The 18,580-nt window shown below is 71.1% G+C and carries 16 protein-coding genes; 8 read left to right on the forward strand and 8 right to left on the reverse strand.

The annotated features are described in order from the left end of the window. Together cydB and I5071_RS06070 are read right to left on the reverse strand one after the other, a co-directional pair. Positions 1 to 1,023 (reverse strand): cytochrome d ubiquinol oxidase subunit II, encoded by a 1,023-nt coding sequence (gene cydB / locus I5071_RS06065; RefSeq protein WP_236604434.1) that lies wholly within the window; start codon positions 1,021 to 1,023, stop codon positions 1 to 3. After that, positions 1,020 to 2,387 carry a cytochrome ubiquinol oxidase subunit I gene (locus I5071_RS06070; RefSeq protein WP_236604435.1) on the reverse strand — a complete coding sequence of 456 codons (1,368 nt, stop codon included), beginning with the start codon at positions 2,385 to 2,387 and terminating at the stop codon, positions 1,020 to 1,022. Before I5071_RS06070 ends, cydB begins: the two co-directional genes overlap by 4 nt. Positions 2,388 to 2,551: 164 nt before the next feature. On the opposite strand from I5071_RS06070, the gene I5071_RS06075 reads away from it, so the two are divergent. Beyond that, a complete protein-coding gene (locus I5071_RS06075; protein ID WP_236604436.1) occupies positions 2,552 to 3,076 on the forward strand; it encodes a hypothetical protein in 525 nt (174 codons plus the stop codon). Between the two features lie 227 nt (positions 3,077 to 3,303). Beyond that, on the forward strand, positions 3,304 to 3,921 hold the full coding sequence (locus tag I5071_RS06080; protein WP_236604437.1) for a hypothetical protein: 618 nt from the start codon (positions 3,304 to 3,306) through the stop codon (positions 3,919 to 3,921). A 73-nt stretch (positions 3,922 to 3,994) separates the two neighbouring features. On the opposite strand, the gene I5071_RS06085 is transcribed toward I5071_RS06080, so the two are convergent. Both I5071_RS06085 and I5071_RS06090 read right to left on the reverse strand, forming a co-directional pair. Next, on the reverse strand, positions 3,995 to 5,518 hold the full coding sequence (locus I5071_RS06085) for an acetyl-CoA carboxylase biotin carboxylase subunit (protein WP_236604438.1): 1,524 nt from the start codon (positions 5,516 to 5,518) through the stop codon (positions 3,995 to 3,997). Between the two features lie 74 nt (positions 5,519 to 5,592). Beyond that, entirely contained in the window at positions 5,593 to 7,947 is a 2,355-nt protein-coding gene (locus tag I5071_RS06090) for a bifunctional SulP family inorganic anion transporter/carbonic anhydrase (RefSeq protein WP_236604439.1), read from the reverse strand. A 142-nt stretch (positions 7,948 to 8,089) separates the two neighbouring features. Here I5071_RS06090 and I5071_RS06095 point away from each other — a divergent pair, with 142 nt between their 5' ends. Genes I5071_RS06095 through I5071_RS06110 form a run of 4 tightly spaced genes read left to right on the forward strand, consistent with a single transcriptional unit; the run spans position 8,090 to position 13,114 of the window. Then, complete coding sequence (locus I5071_RS06095) at positions 8,090 to 11,026, forward strand: FHA domain-containing protein (RefSeq protein ID WP_236604440.1); 2,937 nt, start codon at positions 8,090 to 8,092, stop codon at positions 11,024 to 11,026. Further along, positions 11,023 to 11,406, forward strand: coding sequence for a hypothetical protein (locus I5071_RS06100; protein WP_236604441.1), 384 nt, complete (start codon positions 11,023 to 11,025; stop codon positions 11,404 to 11,406). Before I5071_RS06095 ends, I5071_RS06100 begins: the two co-directional genes overlap by 4 nt. Continuing rightward, a complete protein-coding gene (locus tag I5071_RS06105) occupies positions 11,403 to 12,326 on the forward strand; it encodes an ABC transporter ATP-binding protein (RefSeq protein WP_236604442.1) in 924 nt (307 codons plus the stop codon). Before I5071_RS06100 ends, I5071_RS06105 begins: the two co-directional genes overlap by 4 nt. Beyond that, positions 12,323 to 13,114 carry an ABC transporter permease subunit gene (locus I5071_RS06110; RefSeq protein ID WP_236604443.1) on the forward strand — a complete coding sequence of 264 codons (792 nt, stop codon included), beginning with the start codon at positions 12,323 to 12,325 and terminating at the stop codon, positions 13,112 to 13,114. The genes I5071_RS06105 and I5071_RS06110 overlap by 4 nt, the downstream gene beginning before the upstream one ends. Before the next feature lie 13 nt (positions 13,115 to 13,127). Here the strand turns inward: I5071_RS06110 and I5071_RS06115 are convergent, their stop codons facing one another. Next, a complete protein-coding gene (locus I5071_RS06115; RefSeq protein ID WP_236604444.1) occupies positions 13,128 to 13,547 on the reverse strand; it encodes a hypothetical protein in 420 nt (139 codons plus the stop codon). Positions 13,548 to 13,597: 50 nt separating this feature from the next. Between I5071_RS06115 and I5071_RS06120 the strand changes: the two genes are divergently transcribed. Continuing rightward, positions 13,598 to 14,959 carry a hypothetical protein gene (locus tag I5071_RS06120; RefSeq protein WP_236604445.1) on the forward strand — a complete coding sequence of 454 codons (1,362 nt, stop codon included), beginning with the start codon at positions 13,598 to 13,600 and terminating at the stop codon, positions 14,957 to 14,959. Here I5071_RS06120 and I5071_RS06125 read toward each other — a convergent pair. Then, positions 14,956 to 16,140 carry a lycopene cyclase family protein gene (locus I5071_RS06125; protein WP_236604446.1) on the reverse strand — a complete coding sequence of 395 codons (1,185 nt, stop codon included), beginning with the start codon at positions 16,138 to 16,140 and terminating at the stop codon, positions 14,956 to 14,958. The genes I5071_RS06120 and I5071_RS06125 overlap by 4 nt on opposite strands. Beyond that, positions 16,119 to 17,615: an FAD-dependent oxidoreductase gene (locus I5071_RS06130; protein ID WP_236604447.1), complete on the reverse strand. Its 1,497-nt coding sequence runs from the start codon at positions 17,613 to 17,615 to the stop codon at positions 16,119 to 16,121. Before I5071_RS06130 ends, I5071_RS06125 begins: the two co-directional genes overlap by 22 nt. A 106-nt stretch (positions 17,616 to 17,721) precedes the next feature. Between I5071_RS06130 and I5071_RS06135 the strand changes: the two genes are divergently transcribed. Continuing rightward, the gene (locus I5071_RS06135) at positions 17,722 to 18,168 is read left to right on the forward strand and encodes a hypothetical protein (protein WP_236604448.1); all 447 of its coding nucleotides are present in this window, start codon (positions 17,722 to 17,724) and stop codon (positions 18,166 to 18,168) included. A 2-nt stretch (positions 18,169 to 18,170) separates the two neighbouring features. Here I5071_RS06135 and I5071_RS06140 read toward each other — a convergent pair whose 3' ends face one another. Then, positions 18,171 to 18,578 (reverse strand): secondary thiamine-phosphate synthase enzyme YjbQ, encoded by a 408-nt coding sequence (locus tag I5071_RS06140; RefSeq protein WP_236604449.1) that lies wholly within the window; start codon positions 18,576 to 18,578, stop codon positions 18,171 to 18,173. Positions 18,579 to 18,580: the final 2 nt, after the last annotated feature.

Below are 18,580 nucleotides of genomic sequence, written 5' to 3' on the forward strand. Positions count from 1 at the left end.
TCAGTAGCTGTTCTCTCCGAGCCGCACTTTCCCGCGGAAGATCCAGTAGACGATCCCCGTGTAGCTCGCGACGAGCGGCATCCCGAGCAGCGCGACGATCTGCATGATCCCGAGCGTCCTCTGGCTCGACGCGGCCTCCCACACGTCGATGCCGCGCGTCGGGTCGCTGCTCGCGAACGCGAAGTACGGGAACATCGCGATGCCGAACAAGAAGCAGAGCGCGGCGATCGTGCAGCACGACGACACGAACGCGTAGAACGGGCGCGCCTGATGGATCGCGCGCGGGATGTTCGCGACCGCGAGCACGTGCAGCCCGACGATCACCCACGCGATCGGCCAGCGCGCGAAGTTGCGCGTCACGTGCGGCGCGAGCACGAGCGTCGCGATCGTCACGCCCACCCACGCGACGAGGAAGACGCCGAACGCGCGCCACATCCAACCGTGCACGCGCGCCTGCATCTCGCCCTCGGTCTTGAGATACAGGTAGATCGCGCCGTGCATCGCCGCGCCCGCGACCGCGAGCACGCCGACCGCGACGGGGTAGGGCGTGAACAGGGAGACGAGCGGCGCGTGGATCACCTCGCGCTCGTCGATCGGCAGTCCGACGATCAGATTGCCCGCGAGCAATCCGAACAAGAACGTCGTCAGCGTGCTCGCCGCGCAGAACGAGAAGTCCCAATAGGCACGCCACCAACGCTCTTTGCGCTTGCTCCGGAACTCGATCGACACCGCACGTCCGATCAAGAAGAAGAGCAGCAGATAGAACGGGAAATAGAACGCGCTGAGGATCGACGCGTACGCCTCGGGGAACGCCGCGAACAGCGCGCCTCCGAAGGTCACGAGCCAGACCTCGTTGCCGTCCCACAGCGGTCCGATGCTGTTGATCGAGAAGCGTCGCTCCAGATCGCCGCGCGCGAAGAGGTGCAGAGTCCCGACACCGAGATCGAATCCGTCGAGCACCGCATAGACGGTGATCAACACGCCGAGCAGCAGATACCAGAAGACCTCGAGAGGCAGAGTCACAGCGCCTCCGCTTCGATCGCTGCGGGATGTGCTTCGGGCGCGTCGGGGCCGTGCTGGATCTTCTCGTTCATCACGAAGACCCAGATCGCGCCGAGCCCGATGTACACGAGCGAGAAGAGGATGGTCGAGCCGAGCACCTGATCACCCACGATCGTCGGCGACACCGCGTCGCGCGTGCGGAGCAGGCCGTAGACGACCCAGGGCTGACGGCCGACCTCCGCCGCGACCCACCCCGCTTGGTTCGCGACGTAGGGCCCGATCACCGACACCACGAAGAGCCAGAGCACGCGTCGGTTCGTCCACAACGTGCCGCGCCACCGCAGCCACAGGCCCCAGAGCGTCAGCACGAGGAAGTACGTGCCGAGCCCGATCATCAGGTGATAGGCGGCGAAGGGCACGACGACGGGCGGTCGATCCTCTTCGGGGAACGTGTCGAGCGCGCGCACCGGGCGATCGGGATCGCCGTACACGAGCACGCTCAGCATCGCCGGGATCGCGACGCCACCGACGACCTCGCCGCGCGCTTCGTCGGGATAGCCGACGAGATAGAGCGCAGTGCCGCCCTCTTCGGAGTGGAAGTGCCCTTCGAACGCAGCGAGCTTCGCGGGCTGGTGGGTCGCGACCATCTGCGCGTTCGAGTGCCCGGAGAGGAACATCGCGATCGACGTGAGCGCGCCGGTGATCAGCGCGACGCCGAATGCGCGCTTCGCGAGCGACTCGTGCTCTCGGCGCAGGAGCCACCACGCACAGACGCTCATCACGAAGAACGCGCCGAGGATCAGCGCGCCGAGCAGCGTGTGAGTGAGTCGATCGGCCGAGGACGGATTGAGCACCATCGCCCAGAAGTCGGTGATCCGCGCGCGCGCCGACTCGCCCTCTCCGACGACGTGGAATCCCGCGGGTGTCTGTTGCCACGAGTTCGCGACGACGATCCAGACCGCGCTGAAGCACGAGCCGAGGAACACGAGGATCGTCGCGAGGAAGTGCACCGGTGGCGTCACGCGATCCCAGCCGAACACGAGGATCGCGAGGAAGCCCGACTCGAGGAAGAACGCGAAGATCCCTTCGGCCGCGAGGGCGGATCCGAACACGTCGCCGACGAAGCGCGAGTAGGTCGCCCAGTTCGTGCCGAACTCGAACTCCATCACGATGCCGGTCGCGACTCCGACCGCGAAGTTCACCGCGAAGAGGCGCGTGAAGAAGCGCGCTGCGCGCTCCCAGTCGCGCTCCTTCGTCCAGAGGTAGAGCCCCTCGAGCAGCACGAGCTGCAGGCCGAGCCCGATCGACAGCGGTGGGAACAGGTAGTGGAACATGATCGTCAGCGCGAACTGCGCGCGCGACAGGGCGACGGGATCGAGCTCCATGCGTCGGTTCTAGAGGTGCTGAATAGCCCCGACGAGGGACCACTCGGGCGAAATCCCTCGGTGCAGGCGCGTTGTTGTCGGCGCCACGCCGGTACCTAGCTCTCTGGTCATCAACCGACTTCCTTCGAGCGGCCCATTGCCGCCGATACGGGGAGGAGAAATCGATGTCGAGTGGGATGGGCGCGCGAGCGTGGCTCGCGGTCGTCGCCGCGCTCTTCGCGGTGGCTTGTGGTGACAACGGCGGTGGCGACGTTCCAGCGGCCGACGGTGGTGGGCTGGGGAGCGAGAGCGACTCGGGCCCCGTGTCGTGCGTCGCGGAGATGGCGAACGCTGCGTCGACGGCGGGCTGCAACGGCGGCTTCCAGGGCGAGCCCGCGGAGAACGAGCCGGGCGGGCGCTGCACGCCGGGCACGGACGCGATGCCCGCAGGCACGTGCACGACCGAGATGTCGATCTGCATGGGTGACCTCACGGGCAGCGGTCAGGGCTGGTGCGTCAACACCTGCGCTCCGCCGGAGACGCTGATCGACATGCAGACCTGCCCCAGCGGATATCGATGCTTCCGCATGGGCACCGGAGAGGACGCGTTCGGCCTCTGTTATCGCGACTGCGATGCAGAGCATCCGTGTCAGGAAGGCTGGACGTGCAATCCGGAGCTCGGGCGCTGCGAAGAGACGCCGCCCTCGTGAACTGAGCTCTCCAGCGTGCGATCCGGGCCGTGCTCGGGTCGAGCGATGGAATCGAGAGGCCGCCGCCGGATGAACGTCCGGTGGCGGCCTCTTCACGTCTTCCGTCCGAGCGTGCCAGTCGACGATCCTCACAGTGTCAGTTGCGAGCCCCTCATCGGGCGCTATTTTCGCGCCTTTTTCGCGATCGAGTTGGAGGGAGCTCGCTCGTTCGCGCGGAGGATGAGGACGTGGCTCGGATTTCAGCAGTGGTTCTTCTCGCGCTCGCGCTCGTCGCGTGTGGTGACGACGACGGCGCGGACGGCGTCGACGCGGGCGGTGGCACCGACGCGGGCGCGATCGACGCGGGCCCGCGTCCCGACTCGGGTGGCGGCTCGGGCGATTCGTGCGCGGAGGACGAAGATCCGGTGGCGACGGTCGGCTGCAATGGGTGGGCGAGCGGCACGCCGGCGGCGAACGAGCCGGGCGGGACGTGCACGCCGGGCGGCGAGTCCGATCCAGGCGGCAGCTGCACGTCGGCGACGGGGTTCTGCGCGGCCGAGGACGGCGCGACCGAGGGCACCTGCCTCGCGGTCTGCACGCCGGCGGCGACGTACGTGTCGCGCGGCGAGTGTCCCTCGGGCCACCGCTGCTTCACGCTCGGCGAGGGCGAGGACGCGATCGGCATCTGCTTCCGCGACTGCGACGCGACGCACGCGTGCCCGACCGGTCAGGAGTGCGACGACGAGGGCTCGTGCGTCGACATCGAGACCGATGGCGGCGTCGAGATGACCGATGCAGGCGTCGAGATGAGCGATGCAGGCGTCGAGGCCGACGCGGGCACGGACGCGGGCACCACGACCGAGTGATCGCGGTCGAGTGACCGAAAACGAAGAGGCCGCATCGGAGTGATCCGATGCGGCCTCTTTCCTTTGGTCGAGCTCAGCGCAGCTTCGCGATCGCGCCCATCCGCCACGGGCTCATGCCGGGCCCGCCCGCGCCACCGCCGCTCATCGACTCGCGCGCCGACTGCTTCGCCGCGCGATCGTCGGCCAGCGCGCGATGCACCGCCGCCGCGATCGCCATCGCGTCACCGGCGTCGCGCAGCGAGCCGCTGGTGTGCAGCGTCGCCTCGTTGCGCGGGATGAACCCGGTGTCGTAGCGACCGCGCGCGAACTCGGGGTGCTCGAGCAGCGCGAGGTGGAACGGGATGTTGGTGCGGATGCCGCCGACCACGTACTCGCTCAGCGCGCGCTTCATGCGCGCCATCGCGAGCTCGCGCGTCGGGGCCCACACGCAGAGCTTGCTGACGAGCGGATCGTAGAAGCTCGGGATCTCGAAGCCCTCGTACGCGCCGCCGTCGTCGCGCACGCCGGGGCCGCTCGGCGTGCGGAGCACCTCGATCTTGCCCGGGCTCGGCAGGAAGCCGGTCGCGGGATCCTCGGCGTACACGCGGCACTGGATCGCGTGGCCACGCTGCTGCACGTCGGCCTGCGTGTAGCCGAGCGGCTCGCCCGCCGCGACGCGCACCATCTCGCGCACCAGATCGATCCCCGTGATCAGCTCGGTGATCGGGTGCTCCACCTGCAGGCGCGTGTTCATCTCGAGGAAGTAGAACGAGCCGTCGGGCGCGAGCAGGAACTCGACGGTGCCCGCGCTGTGATAACCGACGGCCTTCGCGGCGCGGACGGCGACCTCGCCCATCTTCGCGATGAGCTCGGGCGTGCGCACCGGCGAGGGCGTCGGCGTCTCCTCGACGACCTTCTGGTTGCGGCGCTGGATCGAGCAGTCGCGCTCGAAGAGGTGCACGACGTTGCCGTGCTTGTCGCCGAGCACCTGGATCTCGACGTGGCGCGGCTCGATGATGAGCTTCTCGACGTAGACGTGATCGTCGCCGAACGCGCTCGCGGCCTCGGAGCGCGCGCGCTCCCACGCGCCCTTGAGATCGTTCTTCGAGTGCACGGCGCGCATGCCCTTGCCGCCGCCGCCGCCCGCGGCCTTGAGCATGAGCGGATAGCCGATGCGATCGGCCTCGCGCGCGAGGGTGTCGAAGTCCTTCGCGTCGGCGCCGGGCACGACGGGCACGCCGGCCTCGATCATCCGCGCGCGGGCCGCGGTCTTGTAGCCCATCGCGTCCATCGCCGAAGGATCGGGCCCGATGAACGTGATGCCGGCCGCGGCGAGCGCGCGCGGGAGCTCCGCCTTCTCGCTGAGGAAGCCGTAGCCCGGGTGCACTGCTTCGGCGCCGGTCTTCTTGCACGCGTCGACGATGCGATCGACGAGCAGATAGCTCTCGCGGCTCGGCGAAGGCCCGATGTGCACCGCCTCGTCGGCGACGCGCACGTGCAGCGCGTCGCGATCGGCATCGCTGTACACCGCGACCGACGCGATGCCCATCTCGCGCAGCGTGCGCATCACTCGCACCGCGATCTCGCCGCGGTTCGCCACCAGGACCTTGCGGAACATCTCGGTGCGTCCTCCGTCCGGAAAAGCGCGCGGAGCATGCAGGACGGAGCGTGGTGGCACAACCGCGCGAACGATCAGCTCGCCTCGGGCGGCACCGGCGCGGGCCCGGGCAGGGTCAGCTCCGCGTCGTTCGTGCGCGCGGGAGGCGGCGTGAGCGAGGGCGCGCGCTCCGCGCCGAGCACGTGGTAGTGCGCGCGCTTCGGGTCCCACTCGAAGAGCTCGACCGCGCCGAGATCGTAGAACCATGCGTGGAGCTGGAGCTCGCCCTTCGCCACGCGCTCTCGCACCAGCGGGTACGTCATGAGGTGCTCGAGCTGTCGCACCGCGACCTCGCGCGCGGCCTCGTCGGCGTCGGTGAACGTCGAGAGATCGCCCGCGACCTGCGTCGCGTGCTTCGCCCAGCGCCCGAGCGTCTCGAGCTCCGGGGGCACCTTGCCCTTCTTGAGCGCGCTGACCGCGCCGCACTTGCTGTGGCCGCACACGACGATGTGCCGCACGCCGAGCACGCCCACGCCGTACTCGACCGCCGCGCCCTCCTGCGGCATCGCCTCGCTCGTCGCGGGCGGCACCAGCGCGCCGATGCAGCGCACGATGAAGAGGTCGCCCGGGTGCGCGTTCATCAGCAGGCCCGGCGAGACGCGGCTGTCGGCGCAGGTGACGAACATCGTGTGCGGGGCCTGGCCGTCCGCGAGGTGCGCGAACAGCGAGTCGTAGTGCGGCTTCATCTCCTCGCGGAAGCGCTCCACGCCCGCGATGAGGTGCGGGCGCGCGAGGAACGAGCGCGCCTTGCCGAGGATCGCGTCGACGTCGCGCTCGGTGGGCGCGATCGCCGCGTCGACGTCCGCGCGCTCTCCTTCGTTCGCGCGACGTCCGGTGAGCGCAGCCGCGGCGCTGAGCCGCTCGCGCACGACCATCGAAGGGCCGAGCAGCGCGACGCGCCCGCCGCGCGCGTGCACGTCGTCGAGCGTCGCGATCAGCGCGTCGGCGCCGGTGCCGTCGATCGCCACCACGCTGCGCAGATCGATGAGCACACCGTTCGACGCGGGGAGCTTCGCGAGCTCCGCGCGCAGCCGCGCGAGCTCGAGCGCGGCGAGGAACGTGAGCGGCCCGCTGAAGCTCACCTGGTGCGGCACCTCGGGATCGCGGCTGCGATGCACCAGCGCGCGGGTGCGCGCCATGCGCAGCGTCGCCGCGACCAGCGCGATCGCGACGCCCGCCTGCACGCCCGCGACGAGCCCCGCGAACGCGATCACGATCGCGGTGGTCACGCCGAGCGCGCCTTCGAAGCGCGAGACGCGCCCGATGTCGCGCAGCGGTCGCGGGTCGAGCAACGGCAGCGCGACCGCGAGCGCGATGCCGGTGAGCGCCGCGGTCGGCACGAAGCGCATCACCGGCCACGCGACGAGCCCGACCACGAGCACCACGAGCGCCTGCACCAGCGACGCACGACGGCGCGTCACGCCGAGGCGCACCGCGATCGCGGAGCGCGCGACGAGCTGCGTCGCGGGCAGGCCGCCGAGGAACGCGAGCACGACGGTCGCGAGCCCGTTCGCGATCAGCTCCTGATCGGGATCCGCGGCGTGACGATCGACGCGCTCGAGCGCGGCGGTCGACACCGCGGTGCAGAGCGTCGCGGTGATCCACAGCGCGAAGGCGCTGCCCGCGAGCTGCGCGATGCGCGTCGACGGGAATTGCGGGACGTGCGGCGCCGGGAGGTGCGCCGACTCCGCGACGCGCGGCACGTCGAGATCGAGGATCGCGACGGCGAGCGCGGAGAGCACGATCGCGAGGAGCGGTCCCGGAATGCGCCGGTGCACGAACGTCGTGAGCCCGAGCAGCGCGCTCGCGAGCGTGATCACGAGCACCGCGCCGCTCGTGCGCGGAAGGTGCGCGCCCATGTGATCGAGCCGCGCGAGCGAGCTCGCGTCGGGGTCGACGCTCGCGCCGATCATGTGCGGCAGCTGCGCGAGCAGGATCGCCGCGCCGATGCCGATCAGCGCGCCGCGGATCACCGCGAGCGGCACGAGGCGCACGAAGCGTCCGATCCCCAGCGCGCCCATCACGACCTGGAGCGCGCCCGCGATCACCATCGCGATCCCGAGCTCGCCGAGCCCGTGGCGCGCCGCGATCGACGAGACCACGAGCGAGCTCGCGAGGCCCGGCCCCGACACCGCGCTGCGCGTGCCTCCGAGCGCGACCGCGAACGCGCTGCCGACCGCGGCGGAGACGATCCCCGACCATGCGGTCGCGCCCGAGAACGTCGCGATCAGCATCGCGAGCGGGAGCGTCTGCGCGGCGAGCAGGAGGCCCTGCTCGAGATCCTCGGTGAGCCCCTTTCGCGCGAAGAGCGCGCGCCACTCGGACGAGAGCGCGCGCACACCGAGGTCGGGGCGAGGGCGGAGCAGACCGAGGGTTCGTTCCGACGCCATCTCTCCCTTGTACACCGGGTTCCGGTATTCTCCGCGCGCTCGCATGATCACCTGCCCGCGCTGCCGAGCGCAGAACCCACTCAACGCTCAGTTCTGCGCGTCGTGCGGGCTCCGATTCTCCACCGGCGCAGAGGGCGCGCCGATGACGCGGGTCGGCGAGTCGGTGCCGATGCCCGCACCGTCGACGGTGCCTTCGCCCGCGCCGCGCATGTCGGTGCCGGGCGGGAACGTCGGGTCGGCGCCGGGCGTGATCGCGCCGCGTCCCTCCGCGGTCGCACCGCCGCAGCAAGCCGCGCCGCCGCGCACGATGGCGCTCGATCAGGTGAGCGCGCTCGGGCTCGCGCCGGGCACGCCGCCTCCGGCCACCGAGATCACCCTCGGTCGCGATCCCGCGTGCTCGATCGTGATCGACAACTCGGTCGTCTCGGCGCGCCACGCGCGCATCACCAAGACCCAGCCCGCAGGTCTGCTGATCGACGACCTCGGATCGACCAACGGCACGTACGTCAACGGCGTGCGGGTGATGCGCCAGGCGATCACGTTCCGCGACGACGTGCGCCTCGGCTCCGCGCCGGTGCCGCTCTCCGATCCGCGCATCGCGAACCTGCTCCTGCGCGTCGTGCGCCGTCCCGCGAAGGGCCAGCCGATCGTGCTCGGCAGCGCGGCGTCGAGCGACGTGACGATCGAGTACCCCGACGTCGCGCCCCAGCACGCACAGATCGTGGAGACGCCCGATGGCGCGATCATCGTGCGCGACCTCGGGGCGCCCGCGGGCACGTTCATCGACGGGCCGCACTTCCGCGTCACCGAGGCGCGGCTGCAGCCGAATTCGCTGCTGCTCCTCGGTGGATTCCCGCTGCCGGTGCCGCTGCTCGATCGCCTGCTGAGCGAGGCCGAGTCGGGCGGCTCGGCGCTCGCTGCCGCGGTCCAGAACGTCAACCTCGATCGCCCGGTGCTGCACGTCGGGCGCGGGGCCGAGAACGACCTCGTGCTCCCGCATCCAACGGTGAGCACGCGCCACGCGCGCCTCACGCGCGGCAACGACGGCACGGTGCGCGTCGAGGACCTCGGCTCGACGAACGGCACCTACGTCGATGGAGAGCGCGTCGGATCGCGCGGCGCGATCGCACGACCCGGACAGCGCGTCGTGGTCGGCGCCGTCGCGCTGACCATCGGCCAGGGCGGCCGCATCGCGGGCGCGCAGCGCGCGAAGGTGCGCCTCGATCTCGTGCAGGTCGGGCTCACCGTGCCCGATCGCGGCAGCGGCAAGCCCCGCACGCTGCTCGACCACGTCTCGATGTCGATCTTCCCCGGCGAGCTCGTCGGCATGCTGGGCCCGAGCGGCGCGGGAAAGAGCACGCTCTTGATGAGCGTGCTCGGGCTCTACCGTCCGACGCACGGCGGCGTGCTGCTCAACGGGCGCCCGCTCTTCCAGCAGTACGAGTCGTTCCGCACGAACGTCGGCTACGTGCCGCAGGACGACATCGTCCATCCGCAGCTCACCGTGCGCGAGGCGCTCTGGTACGCGTGCAAGCTCCGCTTGCCCAGCGGCACCAGCAAGAAGGATCTCGACGACGCGATCGAGCAGACGCTCAAGCAGGTCGGGCTCTGGGAGCAGCGCGATCTGCAGATCGGCAGCGCCGAGGAGAAGGTGCTCTCCGGCGGTCAGCGCCGCCGCGTGAACCTCGCGGTCGAGCTCGTCACCGATCCTTCGCTGCTCATCCTCGACGAGCCGACGAGCGGCCTCTCGTGGACCGACGCCGCCGACGTGGTCGCGACGCTGCGACGCCTCGCCGACGGCGGCCGCACGATCGTCCTCACGATCCATCAGCCCGACTACCAGGAGTACGAGAAGTTCGACACCGTCGCGATCCTCGGGCGCGGCGGCAAGATGCTCTTCTACGGCCCGCCTTCGCCCGACTCGTACGAGTTCTTCGGCGCCGCGCCGAGCAAGCCGCGCGAGATGTTCGACCACGTCGAGCAGATGCCCGCCGACGAGTGGCGCGGTCGCTTCCAGAAGACGCAGACGTTCCAGCGCTTCGTCACCCAGCGCGCGCCCGGCACCGACGCCGCGACCCAGGGCCCGCCACCCAAGCCGCGCAGTCGCTCGTCGCTCCGCCAGTTCCCGGTGCTGCTCGCGCGCTCGCTCAAGCTCACGCTGCGCAACAAGACCGCGCTCTTGTTGCTGCTCTTGCAGGCGCCATTGCTCGGGCTCCTGATCGGTCTCACCACCGCGGGCTCGACCACGTTCGCCGCGGGCTCGTTCGGGTGTCGCGACACCACCGGCCCCGACACCGTCGATCAATGCGCAGGCGAGGACGACTCCATCGCGTGCGATCCCGACACCGTGCAGAGCGCGGTGCAGGCGCGCGTGACGCGCGGTGAGCCGCCGTTCAGCGACTCGATGCAGCGATGGCGCGACGCGCGCATCCGCGATCCCCGCACCGGCCTGCTCGCGATCCTGATGGCGCTCTTCCTACCGATGATCATCGCGAGCTCGAACGTGCTCGTCGCGGAGCGCACGATCTACGAGCGAGAGCGGCTCGCCGGGCTCAACATCATTCCGTACGTGCTCGCGCGCTTCCTCGTGCTGGCGGGGCTCGGCGCGATCGTCGCGACGCTCAACCTCACGGTCGCGCTGCCGCTGCTCGAGCTGCGCGGCAATCCGTTCTGGTACTGGCTGGTCGGCGTCATGGTGACCAGCTGCGCGAGCGCGATGGGCCTCGCGCTCTCCGCCGCGGTGCGCAACCCGGTGTCGGCGCTCTGGGGCATCAACTTCCTCGTCATCCCGCAGCTGCTCTTCGCGGGATCGATCACGCGCCTCACCGGCTTCACGTGGCTCGTGAGCTGGTTCACCACCACGCGCTACGCGCTCGAGGCGCTGAGCAACATCGATCTGCGCGCGCGCGGTCACCTGCACCTCTGTCAGATCGAGCGCTACATGGAGAATTTCCCGGGGTTCATCCCCTCGCTCCACCTGCCGATCGTCTACGCCGCGACGGGCATCGGCACGCTCACGTTCGGCTGCGTGGTCCTCACGATGTTGCTCCTGCGCCTCAAGGACAAACGCGTGGGATGAAGCACCTGATGATCGCGATCGTGCTCTCCGCGTGCACCGAGCGCGCACCCGAGGATCCGACGCCGCCGCGTGTCGAGGAGCGGTCCGAGCCGATCGCGATCCGACGCGGCGGGCGCGAGGTGCGCGTGCGGTGTGCCCTGACGTGCGAGGGCGCACGCGACGAGCTCGGCCGACAGCAGCGCGCGTGCGTGGGCGATCCCACGAGCACGCCGCATCACGTGAGCGATCGTGCCGCGATGATCGCGCTCGGCTGCTGCAGCGAGGCCGAGGGCGCGTACGCCGAGGCCTGCGGCATGGAAGGGCTCGAGGCGTGCGCCTCGCGCTGGAGCGCGGAGTGCGCGTCGGGGAGGCTGCAGCCCCGAGGAGACGGAGCAGAGTGATCCGCGCCGAGAACCTCGGTCGTCGCTTCGGCGACTTCGTCGCGCTCGAAGGGCTCGATCTCGAGATCGCCCAGGGCGAGGTGTTCGGCCTGCTCGGCCCCAACGGCGCGGGCAAGACCACCACCGTGCGACTTCTGACCGCGGTCATTTCTCCGACCACCGGTCGCGCCACCGTCGCGGGCTTCGACGTCGCGACGCACCCCGAGCAGGTGCGCGCGAACGTCGGGATCCTCACCGAGACGCCGGGCATCTACGTGCGCCTCGACGCGGTCGAGAACCTGCGTTTCTTCGCCGACATCCACGGCCTGCGCGATCCCGACGCGCGCATCCGCGCGGTGCTCGAGCGCCTCGATCTCTGGGCGCGTCGCAAGGAGCCGGTCGGCGGCTGGAGCAAGGGCATGCGGCAGCGCCTCGCGATCGCGCGCGCCGTGCTGCACGAGCCCAAGGTCGTCTTCCTCGACGAGCCGACGAGCGCGCTCGATCCCGCGGCCGCGCGCACCGTGCGCGAGCTCGTCACCGATCTGCGCAGGGAAGGGCGCACGATCATCCTCTGCACGCACAACCTCGACGAGGCCGAGCGACTCTGCGATCGCATCGGCGTGCTCCGCACCCGCCTGCTCCGGGTCGACACGCCGGCGCGCCTGTGCCGCGACCTCGAGCGTGCGTCCACCATCGTGCGTCTGGTCGCGCCCGACGCCGCGCTGCTCGACGTCGCGCGCGCGCTCCCCTTCGTGCGCGACGCCGCGCTCGCAGGCGACACGATGCGCATCGCGCTCGACGATCCCGAGGCGCACAACCCCGCGCTGGTGCGCGCGCTGGTCGAGGCGGGCGCGGAGATCCGCACGGTCAGCGAAGAGGTGCGCACGCTCGAGCAGGTCTATCTCGAGCTCGTCGGTGCCTCGCCGGAGGCACGCGCATGAACCTCCATCACGTGCGCGCGGTGATGCGCCGCGAGTGGATCGAGCTGCGCCGCAATCGGCTCGTGATGCTCACGATGGCGATCCTCCCGATGGCGCTCGTCGGCGCGGCGATCTCCACCACCGCGTTCCTCGCGCGGGTGCCCGACGCCGAGTTCCGCGGCGATGTCCCCACCGGGCTCGCGCCGCAGCTCCAGGCGCTCGGTCGTGGCCGCGACGCGCTGCTCGCGCTGGTCGCGGATCAGTACCTCTCGATGCTGCTCCTGATCGCGCTCGCGCTGCCCTCGACCATCGCGGCCCACGCGATCGTCGGCGAGAAGGTCGAGCGCACGCTCGAGCCGCTCCTCGCCACACCGATCGCGACCGGCGATCTCCTGCTCGGCAAGTGCCTCGCCGCGGTCGTGCCCGCGACCCTGATCACCCAGCTCGCGTACGGCATCACGCTCGCGGGCTTCCACCAGACCTGCCCGCCCGCGGTGTTCGCGCTCGCGGTGCGTCCGGTGTGGCCCGCCGCGTTCCTCGCGGTGACGCCGGTGCTCGCGCTGCTCAGCGCGCTCGCCGCGATCGTCGCGTCGTCGCGCGTGAACGATCCGCGCACCGCCCAGGGGCTCGTCGGCTTCCTCGTGATCCCGGTGATCGTGATGGGGATCTCGACGGTGATGGGCGAGCTCTTCCTCGACGTGCGCCTCTTGCTCTGGGGCGCCGCGATGCTGCTCGGCATCGACGCGCTCGCGCTCTGGGTCGCGGTGCGTCTCTTCTCGCGCGAGGCGATCCTCACGCGCTGGAAGTGATCCTCGTCGATGATCACTGCACCTGCGGCTGCTCCATCACCATGAGCCGCGCGGCGCAGCGACCTTCCTGGCACAGGCAGCCACCGCCGCAGTCCATCGTGCCGGAGCGGCAGTCCATCGTGCACATCGCATCGCCGCAGCTCGGCGCGTTCGCGCGCGCGACGCACGCCGCGGCGTGACAGCAGGACGCCGGCACGCAGTCCGCGTCGGTCGTGCACGCGTCGGTGCCGACCACGATCTCGCCGCCACCGCTGGTCTCACCACCGCCGGTCTCACCGCTGCCGGTCTCGCCGCCCTGCTCGTTGCCGGTGCTGCTCTCGGAGCCGCTCGTCTCGTCGCTCGGCGCGCTCTCCTGCTCGCGCGGCGCGCACGCGTGCAGCGTGATCACGAGTGAGAGCACCGAGAACGCTTGGATCATCGTGTTTCGACGCATGCGCGCGAGCGTAGTTCCAGCGAGCGTCACGTCGAGTATCATCGCTGCGCGTGTCCGATTCTTCCGACGACACCAAGACCGAGTCCGAGGTCCGCGTCCCCGAGGCGCGCGGCTCGACGCCTCCGCGCGCGCCGAGCTCGTCCGGCACGCTGCGCGCCGCGCTGCCGCCGCTCCGGTCCGCGCTGCCACCGCTCGCTTCCTCGCCGCGCACCGCATCGAGCGCGAGCCCGTCGATCGCGCCCACCGCGCTCACGCCGAGCGCGATCGCGCGCACCGGCACGAGCCCGTCGGCGCGACCTCCGCAGCTCCACGCGCGACCGAGCGCGCCGCCTCCGCCGAAGCGACCGTCGACCGTCCCGCCCTCGCTGGCTCGACCGTCGACGCCGCCTCCCGGGAGCTCGCCGGACTTCCTCATCCCGCGACCTCCGAGCGCGCCCTCGCTCGCCACCGCGGCGCGTGTCTCCACCGCGCCCGACGCGTCCCTCGATCCCTGGCGCGAGCGCATCGCCCAGCTCGAGATCCAGCTCTCCGCGGCGCGCGCCGCGGCCAGCCGCGCCCAGCAGGACGCCGTCACGAGCCGCGACCGCGCCGAGGCGCTGAGCGCGCGGCTCGATCGCATCGAGAGCGAGCTCGGTGCCGCGCTCGAGCGCGCCGAGTCCACCGCCCGCGACGCGATCGCGCGCGCGGAGCGACCGCTCCCGCTCGAGGCGCTCGACGCCCGCACCACCGAGGTCGAGACGCTCGCGCAGAGCGCGCGCGCCGGCGTGAGCGCGTTCCGCTCCGAGCTCGCGGAGAACCGCAGGCTCGACGAGGCCCGCGCGGTGCGGCTCGCGAGCATCGAGGATCGCGTCGCGCGCATCGAGGCCGATCCCCGCTCGGACGAGCTGCGTCTCGCGATCGATCGCATCGAGGCGCGTATGCTCGGGATCGAGCGCGAGCAGGCCGCGATGCGCGCCCACGTCGATGCGCTCCTCGACGAGATGCGCACCGAGCGCGCGAAGATGTCGAGCGCGATCGAGAGCGCCGAGAAGGCGTTCGCGCGCATCGAAGAGCTCGCGGAGGCGCAGGACGAGCTGCGCACGGCCTCGAGCGTCGACGCGCTGCTGCCGCGCATGGCGGATCTCGAGTCGCTGGTGATCGAGAACGGTCGCAACGACGCGCGGCTCGAGAAGGAAGTGGAGTCCCTCCGCGCGCTCCTCGACGCGGCGCCCGCGAAGCCGCTTTCGGCTCCCGCGAGCCTCCGCACGATCACCGGCATCGGCCCGAAGATCGAAGCGAAGCTGCACGCGCTCGGCATCGCCGATCGCGCCGCGCTCGCCGCGCTCGACGACGACGCGATCACCCGCATCGCGTCCGAGCTCGCGATCAAGCGCGACAAGCTCGCCGCGTGGTGCGACGCGGCGCGAGCCTAACGGCCCAGCCAGAGCGCGCGCGACCGCGCGATCTCCGCCATCACGCCGAGGCGCGGCACTGCGTTCATCACCGCGAGGTGATCGGTGACGCCGCCTTCTTCCGACAGGAAGCGCACGATGCGCTCCGGGCTCGTGCGCGCGAAGAGCGAGCCGAACACCTCGGGCGCGCGCGTCGGGTTCCGCCGCAGATAGGCCAGGAACACGCGATCGTAGAACGTCGTGATCGGCGATCGCACCGAGACCTCGGGCGGAACCGTGTCGCCGCGATCGACGCGCGCCGCGATCGCCTCCACGTGGCGCTGGATGAACGCGAATGCGTATCCGCTCGACGGCTTCGCGCTCCCGGCGCGCAGGCCGATCGGCACCACGCGCGCATCGCGACGCGGCGCGACCTGCGCCGTGCTCATCGGCAGCTGCCCGCGCTCGCGCCGCACGATCTCGACCGCGCCCGCGTGGTGCGCATCGAGCCACTCGCGCAGCCCACGCTCGTACTCCGCGACCGCGAGCGGCACGTCGCCGAAGTACGTGTCCTCGACGAGCGCTTCGTTCGCCGCGTAGGGCAGCACGTACACGAAGTGCGGCCCGCGCGCCTGCGACACCGAGAAGTCCATCAGCGTCGCGATCCCCGGCTCGAAGATCGCGCGCTCGGTGCGCACCACCCATCCGACGAAGTGCTGCACCCAGCGCACGTCGTCCTCGCGCGGCCGCTCGTCGGGCCCTCCTCCGCGCGCGTCCCACGCGATGCGCGCGCGCAGCGTCCCGCGATCGGTCTCGATGCGGACCCGCTCGCCCTCGTCGACGATCGCGCTCGCGCTCACGCCGCGCTCGAGCCGCACGCCCTCGCTCGCGTCGATGCGCGCGATCGCCTCCTCGAAGAAGCGCGTCGAGTCGACGTGCTCGTAGGGTCGCCCCGGCACGCTCCGCTCGATCACACGCCCGCCCGCGATCACGCGCCATCGATCCCAGCGATGGGTGATCGCGCGCTCGAAAGGATGGGGCGCGCCGCGGAACATGCACCACGTGCGATCGCCGCCGAGCTCCTGCCGCGGATCGATCAGCAGCACGCGCCCGCGCTCGCGTGGCGTGCGCATCCCCAGCCGCACCGCGAGCGAGAGCCCCGCGCAGCCCGCGCCGACGATCACGTGCTCGGCGTCGATCATCACGCGCTGCGCGTCATCCACGGGGCGAGCACCCCGCGAGGCGGCACCGTGCGGATCGGCTCTTCCGCGACGCCGAGCGAGGCCGCGATGCCGCTCGCCGCGCGGAACCCCGACGCGACCGCGCGCTCCATCAGCGCGCTGGGGAAGGGCAGCTTCACGAAGTCGCCCGCGAGCCAGAGCCCCGGCACCGGCGTCTCCACGCCCGGCCGCGTCGCGTGCGATCCCGGCGCGAACGAGGGGCAGTCACGACGCACGAGGTAACGCTCGTCGAGCACCTTCACGTCGCGCGCCTCGGGGTAGATCTCGTAGAGCCCGTCCATCAGCCCTCGACGGATTTCGGCCTCGTCCATCCACTCGTCGACCGCGTACGCGTGCAGCTCGACGATCGATCCGCCGGTGCGTCGCGCCCACGCCGCGCTCTCGCCCTCGAGCTTCTCGTAGATCGACACGTTGTCGAGGATGCCGAGCCCGGTCGTGCCCGCGAACGGCGCGCGATCCGCGCGCAGCGGGCGATCGATCCACAGCCTCCACACGACGAACGGCAACGTCACCTCGAGCGACGCCACGTCGCGCTTCCACGCGTCCACCCGCGCCGACGATCCGTTCGCCTCCTCGCGCAGCGAAGGCGACGCATCGATCAGCGCGCGCAGCGCGGGCACCGTCACCGCGAGCACCAGCGCGTCGCCCTCTTCGCTCCCGCTCGAGTGCTCGACCGTGAGGCGCGCGCCCCGACGCACGACGCGCGAGACCTCGCTCTCCATCACGAAGCGCACGCCGCGCGCCTCGAGGTACGCGCGCAGCGGCTTCCACAGCGCGGTGGAGAACGGCTCGCGCAGCACGTCGAACACGAGGCCCTCGGGGTTCCCGAGGAAGTAGAAGTGGAACATCGCGAGCAGCTCGGCCGCCGAGTACTCGTGCTCCGGATTGAAGAACGAGTGCGCGAAGACATCGAACAGCATCTGCCGCGCGCGCGTCGGGAACCCCAGCGAGTCGAGGTACTCGCGCGCCGTCACGTGATCCCACTTCGTGTAGGTCGCGCTCGGATCGAACGCGACCATCTCGGTCGCGGGCCGCACGTCGATGCGCGGCAGATCACGCAGGCGAAGCGACGGAGTGCGCCACACCAGCGCGAGCAGGTTGAGCGGCACGCGACGCGGCAGCCCCGAGAACGACTCGCTCCATCCGCGCGGTCCGAGCAGCGGATAGTCCTCGAGCGGCCGCAGGCACGAGAGCGTCGGATCGATGCGCCGGAGCAGCGCGCGCACGCTGTAGTACTGCCGGAAGAACGCGTGGAACCCGCGCTCCATCTCGAAGCGCGTTCCATCCGCGAGCTGGTCCTCCCACGCGCCGACGCGCCCGCCGAGGTAGCGCTCCTTCTCGATCACCGTCACGCGCACGCCGCGCTCCGCGAGCACCGTCGCGGCCGCACACCCCGCGAGCCCCCCGCCCACGATCACGACGTGCGCACGCTCGGCACCTGGACCCCTCGTCGTCATCCCCACCCTTTCGCGAGACCCGCTCACATGGGCACGCTCGCGCGCGCCGTCGAGACCACGCGCGCCGCTACTTACCACGCCGCGAGACCTGCTAGGTTCCGCGCGGATGCGTCGCGCGCTCGGCTCGTTCGTGATCGCGATCGTGCTCGCCGCGTGCGGCGGAGTCGACCCCGGCACCGCGTGCAGCGCCGACGGCGAGTGCGGCGGTCGCATGATCTGCGTCACGATCGACGAGATGCGATCCGCGTGCATGCTGCCCTGCAGCGACACGACGTGGGTCTGTCAGGACGGCAGCGTGTGCCTCCCGTCGCCGTCGAACGGTCGCGTGTGTTGGTACGGCGGCGGCATCCCCTTCGGCGCCGAGTGCGCCGAGGAGCTCGACTGCGAGCCCGGCGCGATCTGCCAGTCCGCGGTCTGCACGCAGTCGTGCCAGCTCACGCGCCCCGACTATCTCGACCCCGAAGATCCGTTCGTTCCCGAGTCGGTGTGCGACGAAGGACAGACCTGTCAGGGGCTCGCGTGGGACGGCAGCACCGGCTTCTGCACGCCCTAGGATCACACGATCGAGATCGTCACGCGCCGCAGGTGCGACGCGCTGCGGTGCTCCCACAGGTACACGCCCTGCCACGTGCCGAGATCGCAGCGACCCTCGCTCACCGGCAGCGTGAGCGCGACCTGCGTGAGGACCGTGCGCACGTGCGCGGGCATGTCGTCGGGCCCTTCGTCGTCGTGCTCGAACAGCGCGTCTCCGTCGGGCACCAGGCGCGCGAAGAAGCGCTCGAGATCGCGCCGCACCGCGGCGTCGGCGTTCTCGCAGACGATCAAGCTCGCGCTCGTGTGGTGCACGAACACGTGACAGAGCCCCTCGTGCACGCCGGACTCCGCGACTGCGCGCTGCAGCTCGCGCGTGATCTCGTAGGTACCGCGACCGCGCGTCCGGACTTCGATCCTCTCTCGATGCATCC

It is taken from the genome of Sandaracinus amylolyticus, assembly GCF_021631985.1.
Classification (GTDB): Bacteria; Myxococcota_A; Polyangia; order Polyangiales; family Sandaracinaceae; genus Sandaracinus; species Sandaracinus amylolyticus_A.